Origin of the sequence: Kribbella sp. (assembly GCF_035687465.1) — a bacterium.
In the GTDB taxonomy this organism is placed as follows: Bacteria; Actinomycetota; Actinomycetes; order Propionibacteriales; family Kribbellaceae; genus Kribbella.
The window spans coordinates 1-6,194 of the sequence record NZ_DASRXP010000577.1 but is presented as its reverse complement, the minus strand read 5'-3'; the positions used below and the strand labels follow the sequence as shown (position 1 = coordinate 6,194).

Genomic DNA, 6,194 nt, shown 5'->3' with positions numbered 1-6,194 from the left:
TAGGTGTGGGTGGTTCGCGTCGCCGGGCTGCGTGAGTTTGCTAGTCGCGGCGAGGTGAGTCAAGGGCGCTTCGCGGCCCTTCGGGCTCGAACAAGTTCGACCCTTGACACACCTCACCGCGACCAGGGAAGGACGCAGCTACGCCCGGAGCCGCTGAGAAGAACGGCCACAATTCAGGGGAGTTCGTCGAGGAGATGCCGCCCGGGTGACCCGGCGCAGTCCCGGTGTCCCGACCGACAGGTAGTCGTCGCCCCGGCGCCCCTCCCGACGCACCGGCCCCGCCTGACCACCGCGATTGGTGCCCCACTTCGGCGACCACTACCTGTCGGTCGGGACGCCGACCACCACAAGCGACCCCACCGATCCATCTGGTGGAACGAGCGCACCACCTGGTGGACCACCCGGGCAGTCCCGTCCTCGGTAGCCGCCTGCTCGACCGGTACCGCCCTACAGGCCGGCATCGGTCCAACGACCCGGCATCCACCCGGCTGGGCCTGCCGACGATAGCGGGTTGTTCGACCGATAGCGTCCAGTAGACCGGTATCGGTCCCACAAGCCGGCAGCCGAGCGGACCGCGTCAAGGGCGACATTCGCAGAGTCAAGGGTTTCCTCGGCTGAGATCGAGGAGTCAGACGCTGATCCGGGCGCCCATGATGACGACCCGGTCGCGGGGGAGGCGGAAGTACTCGGCGGCGTCGGCGCTGATGCGGGACGTGGCGACGAAGAGTCGCTTGCGCCAGCGGGTCATGCCGGGGGCGTCGCCCACGCTGAGCTCGATGGTGGACAGGAAGTACGAGGTGTCGTCCAGATCGAGGGAGAGTTCGGCGCTCTGCTCGGCGGCCAGGCGCAGTACCTCGGGAACGTCAGGGGTCTCCATGTAGCCGAACTGGGCGGAGACATGGATGATGCCGTCGTCGATGTAGCCGAGGTCGTCCACGGTGACGCGGTTGGTCTCTGGCGCGTGCGGGACCTGGAGCGTCTCGATCGAGAGGATCACCACGTTCTCGTGCAGGATGTGGTTGTGCTCCACGTTGGCGCGCATCGCGAGGGGGACGGTGGCCTTGCCCCGGTTGAGGAACACGGCCGTGCCGGGGACTCGTCGCAGCGTGGGCTGGGAGTCGTGGAGCCCGTCGACGAAGTCCCGGAGCGGTCCCTCCTGGCGTTCGCGCTTTCCGGTGACCAGCCCACGCCCCTTCTGCCAGGTGATCAGAACGGTGAAGACGGTGATGCCGATCAGCAGCGGCAGCCAGGCGCCGTGGGTGATCTTGGTCAGGTTCGCGGCCAGGAACAGCAGTTCGACGACCAGGAACGCGGCAGCCCCGATCAGTACCAGCCAGAGCGGCTTACGCCACTGGTGACGGACGATGTAGAAGAACAGCAGCGTGGTGATGGTGATCGTGCCGGTCACCGCCATCCCGAACGCGAAGGCCAGTGCCGCGGAGGTCTGGAAGGCGAAGACGAGGGTGAGCACGGAGATCATCAGCGCCCAGTTGATCCAGGGCACGTAGATCTGGCCGGCGGTCTCCTCTGACGTGTAGTTGATGCGCAGCCTGGGCAGGTAACCGAGCTGGACCGCTTGGTGGGCGACCGAGAAGGCTCCGGTGATCACGGCCTGGGAGGCGATGACGGTGGCCGCGGTGGCCAACAGGATCATCGGTATCCGTGCCCACCCGGGAATGAGGAGGAAGAACGGGCTGCTGATCGCAGTGGAGTCCTCGAGCACGAGAGCACCCTGCCCGAGGTAACTGAGAATGCAGGCAGGGAACACGAGGATCAGCCAGGCACGGGTGATCGGAGCCCGGCCGAAGTGGCCGAGGTCGGCGTACAGGGCCTCGGCGCCGGTGATCGCCAGGACGACGGCGGCGAGGGCGAAGAACGCGTCCCCGAAGTGGCCGGTCAGGTAGCCGACGGCGTAGGTGGGCGACAGCGCCTTGAGGATCCCGGGGTGGCTGACGATCCCGGACACGCCGCAGGCGGCGATCGCCACGAACCACAGGACCATGACGGGCCCGAAGAAGCGGCCGATGCGGGCCGTCCCCAGCCGCTGGACCGCGAAGAGCACGACGATGATCGTGGCCGTGATCGGGACGATCAGGTTCTCCAGGCTGGGCTCGATGACCTTGAGTCCCTCGACCGCGGACAGCACGGAGATCGCCGGAGTGATCATGCTGTCGCCGAAGAACAGCGAGGCGCCGAAGATGCCGAGGCCGACCAGGAGGAGTTTCGTCCGCCGGCTGCCGGGAACGTCCCGGCCCCTGATCAAGGTGATCAGGGCGAGGATGCCGCCCTCGCCGTGGTTGTCGGCCCGCATCACGAGCAGGACGTACTTCACCGTCACGATGATGGTCACCGACCAGAAGATCAGCGAGATGATCCCGTAGACGCTGTCCATCGAGGCGGCCACCGGATGCGGATCGGCGGGATTGAACACCGTCTGGATCGTGTAGATCGGGCTGGTCCCGATGTCACCGAACACGACGCCGAGTGCCGCCACCATCAACGCGGTCCGTGCAGGAATGGCCCTGTTCACACGAGCATTGAACCATCCCGCCCAGCCGATCGCCCTCATCCCCGGCGGCACGCGTGTGAGAAGTCCGTGAGAGCTGTGTGAGCGGCGGTGAGAGGTCTGCGAGAAGGCTCCTGACGGGGCAGGTTGGGGTGTGGCATGGCGCCATGAGCGTCAATGCTGAGGAGTGGGGCCGGCCATGAAAGACGTGCTGTATCTGGCGATCTGCGGAGTGGTGTTCGCAGCGACCTGGTTCGCGTTGCGGGGGGTGGAGAAGCTGTGAGCGCTGAAAACATCGTCGGCCTGGTGGTCGCGGTGGCGCTGGTTCTTTACCTGGTCGCTGCCCTGATCTTTCCCGAGAGGTTCTGATGTCCGACACCGCTGCCGGCCTGCTTCAGGTCGCCCTTCTGCTGGTGCTCCTGGCGGCCGTCTACCGTCCACTGGGCGGCTATATGGCCCGGGTCTACACGACCGACAAGGATTCCCGGGTCGAACGGGTTACCTACAAGCTTCTCGGGGTTGATTCGAAGGCGGAGCAGACCTGGGGTGTGTATGCCCGGTCCGTGATCGCTTTCTCGCTGATCGGCGTTGTCCTGTTGTATGTGTTGCAGCGGGTGCAGGCGCATCTGCCGTTGTCGCTGGGTCTGCCGAATGTTGAGCAGGGTTTGGCGTTCAATACGGCCGCGTCGTTCGTGTCGAACACGAACTGGCAGTCGTATTCGCCGGAGGTGACGATGGGCCATCTGGTCCAGTTCGCCGGCCTCGCGGTGCAGAACTTCGTGTCCGCCGCGGTCGGTATCGTTGTGGCGGTCGCGCTGATCCGGGGCTTCGCGCGGGCGAAGACGAACCAGTTGGGCAACTTCTGGGTTGACCTGACCAGGACCGTACTGCGGGTGCTGTTGCCGATCGCGATCCTGGGTGGGCTGGTCCTGGTCGCGATGGGTGTGGTGCAGAACTTCTCCGGTGGCCACGAGGTGACCTCGGTGGTGGGGCAGACCCAGCACATTCCGGGTGGCCCGGTGGCCAGCCAGGAGATCATCAAGGAGCTCGGCACCAACGGTGGCGGCTTCTACAACGCGAACTCCGGGCACCCGTTCGAGAACCCGAACCCGTTGTCGAACCTGTTCGAGATCTTTCTGCTGCTGGTGATCCCGGTCTGTCTGACCCGGACCTTCGGGCTGATGGTGAAGGACAAGCGGCAGGGCTACGCGATCCTCGGCGTGATGGGCACGCTGTGGGCGGCGTTCACGTTCGCGGCAACCTTCTTCGAGAACCAGGGCGCCGGTACGGCGACCCGGGCCGCGGGTGCGGCGATGGAGGGCAAGGAGACCCGCTTCGGTGAATGGGCCTCGGCGCTGTTCGCGACCTCCACGACCGGTACGTCGACGGGTGCGGTCAACTCCGCGCACGACTCGTTCACCGCGCTGGGTGGTGGGACGGCGCTGTTCCACATGATGCTGGGCGAAGTGACACCCGGCGGTACCGGCTCCGGGCTCTACGGGATGCTGGTGCTCGCGGTGATGGCGGTGTTCGTGGCCGGGTTGATGGTCGGCCGGACGCCGGAGTACCTGAAGAAGAAGATCACCGCCCGCGAGATGAAACTCGTCTCGCTGTACATCCTGGCGACACCGACCTTGGTGCTGGTCGGTTCGGCCGTCGCGATGGGCCTGGCGGTCGCGCGGGCGTCGATCTTCAACACCGACCCGGTACCACACGGCTTCTCAGAAGTCCTGTATGCGTTCACCTCGGCCGGTAACAACAACGGCAGCGCATTCGGCGGTATCAGCGCCAACATTCCCTTCTACAACACGTTCCTGGGCATTGTGATGCTGCTCGGCCGGTTCGTGCCGATGGTGATCGTGCTGGCGTTGGCCGGCTCGTTCGCGCGGCAGCAGCCGGTGCCGGTGAACGAGGGCACGCTGCCCACCCACAAGGCGTTGTTCGTGACGCTGCTGGTCGGTGTCGTGATCATCGTGACCGGTCTGACCTACTTCCCCGCAATCACCCTCGGACCCCTCGCGGAGGGACTGTGAGCACGCAACTGAAGACCTCATCCCCGGCGCCGGACAGGGCGACGAGGAAGGCACCGTCGGGTCTGTTCGACCCGCGAATGTTGCTGACCTCGTTGCCGGACGCGCTGCGCAAGCTCGATCCGCGGGTGATGGTGAAGAACCCGGTGATGTTCGTGGTCGAGGTCGGTGCGGTTGCCTCCACGATCCTGGCATTCACTGATTCCAGCGTCTTCGTCTGGTGGATCGTCGTTTGGCTCTGGCTTACCGTCGTCTTCGCCAACCTCGCGGAAGCAGTTGCCGAGGGGCGCGGCAAGGCACAGGCCGAGACCCTGCGCCGGGCCAAGACCGAGACCACTGCCCGCCGCTTGACCGGCGACGGTGACAACGAGGAGGAAGTGCCCGCTACCGCTCTGCAACTAGGTGATCGGGTGGTCGTCGAGGCCGGTGAGATCATCCCGGGTGACGGTGACGTCGTCGAGGGTGTCGCCAGTGTCGATGAGTCGGCGATTACGGGTGAGTCGGCGCCGGTGATCCGTGAGTCCGGTGGCGACCGCAGTGCCGTCACCGGTGGCACCAAGGTGTTGTCGGACCGGATTGTCGTGCAGATCACGACGAGGCCGGGCGAGAGCTTCATCGACCGGATGATCGCCCTGGTCGAGGGGGCGTCGCGGCAGAAGACGCCGAACGAGATCGCCCTGAACATTCTGCTGGCGAGCCTCACGATCGTGTTCTTGATGGCGACCGTGACGCTGCCGCCGTTCGCGAACTATGCGGGTGTCGACCTGAGCATCGTCGTACTGGTCGCGTTGCTGGTGTGTCTGATCCCGACCACGATCGGCGCGTTGCTGTCCGCGATCGGCATCGCGGGCATGGACCGGCTGGTCCAGCGCAACGTGCTGGCGATGTCCGGCCGCGCGGTCGAGGCCGCCGGCGACGTGAACACCCTGCTGCTGGACAAGACCGGCACTATCACGCTGGGCAACCGGCAGGCGTCGGAGTTCATCCCGCTGGCTGGGGTGAGCGAGACCGAGTTGGCGGATGCGGCGCAGCTGTCGAGCCTGGCCGACGAGACCCCCGAGGGCCGCTCGATCGTCGTCCTGGCCAAGTCCCGGTACGGGCTGCGGGAGCGGCACACCGGTGAGTTGCCGCACGCAACCTTCGTCCAGTTCACCGCACAGACCCGGATGAGTGGCGTCGACGTCGACGGCCGGCAGGTCCGTAAGGGTGCTGCCGGTGCCGTGAATGCCTGGATCCACAGCCAGGGCGGCAAGGCCGACAACGCCCTAGGTGAGATTGTCGACGGCGTCTCCGCCTCCGGTGGTACTCCGCTGGTAGTCGCGGTCAGCACCACCGATACCCCGGGCGGTCTGCCCGAGGCACGGCCGCTCGGCGTGATCCACCTGAAGGATGTCGTCAAGCAGGGCATGCGGGAGCGGTTCGACCAGATGCGGGCGATGGGCATCCGGACCGTGATGATCACTGGTGACAACCAGTTGACCGCGAAGGCGATCGCGGAGGAGGCCGGGGTCGACGATTTCCTGGCCGAGGCGACGCCCGAGGACAAGATGGCGTTGATCAAGAAGGAGCAGGAGGGTGGCCGGCTGGTCGCGATGACCGGTGACGGCACCAACGACGCTCCCGCGCTCGCGCAGGCCGATGTCGGGGTCGCGATGAAC

The 6,194-nt window shown here is 66.0% G+C and carries 4 protein-coding genes; 3 read left to right on the top strand and 1 reads right to left on the bottom strand.

What is annotated here, in order from left to right; genetic code table 11:
* Positions 1-628: 628 nt before the first annotated feature.
* Positions 629-2,530 carry a potassium transporter Kup gene (locus VFG33_RS30525; protein ID WP_325056447.1) on the bottom strand — a complete coding sequence of 634 codons (1,902 nt, stop codon included), beginning with the start codon at positions 2,528-2,530 and terminating at the stop codon, positions 629-631.
* 255 nt (positions 2,531-2,785) lie between these two features.
* Here VFG33_RS30525 and kdpF point away from each other — a divergent pair, with 255 nt between their 5' ends.
* The 3 genes from kdpF to kdpB all read left to right on the top strand — a co-directional run.
* Positions 2,786-2,875, top strand: a complete 90-nt coding sequence (gene kdpF / locus VFG33_RS30520) for a K(+)-transporting ATPase subunit F (protein WP_325021663.1) — start codon at positions 2,786-2,788, stop codon at positions 2,873-2,875.
* Complete coding sequence (gene kdpA / locus VFG33_RS30515) at positions 2,875-4,539, top strand: potassium-transporting ATPase subunit KdpA (protein WP_325056446.1); 1,665 nt, start codon at positions 2,875-2,877, stop codon at positions 4,537-4,539. The genes kdpF and kdpA overlap by 1 nt, the downstream gene beginning before the upstream one ends.
* A gap of 62 nt (positions 4,540-4,601) precedes the next feature.
* The coding region (gene kdpB, locus VFG33_RS30510) for a potassium-transporting ATPase subunit KdpB (RefSeq protein ID WP_325056448.1) at positions 4,602-6,194 on the top strand (1,593 nt) is incomplete at its 3' end.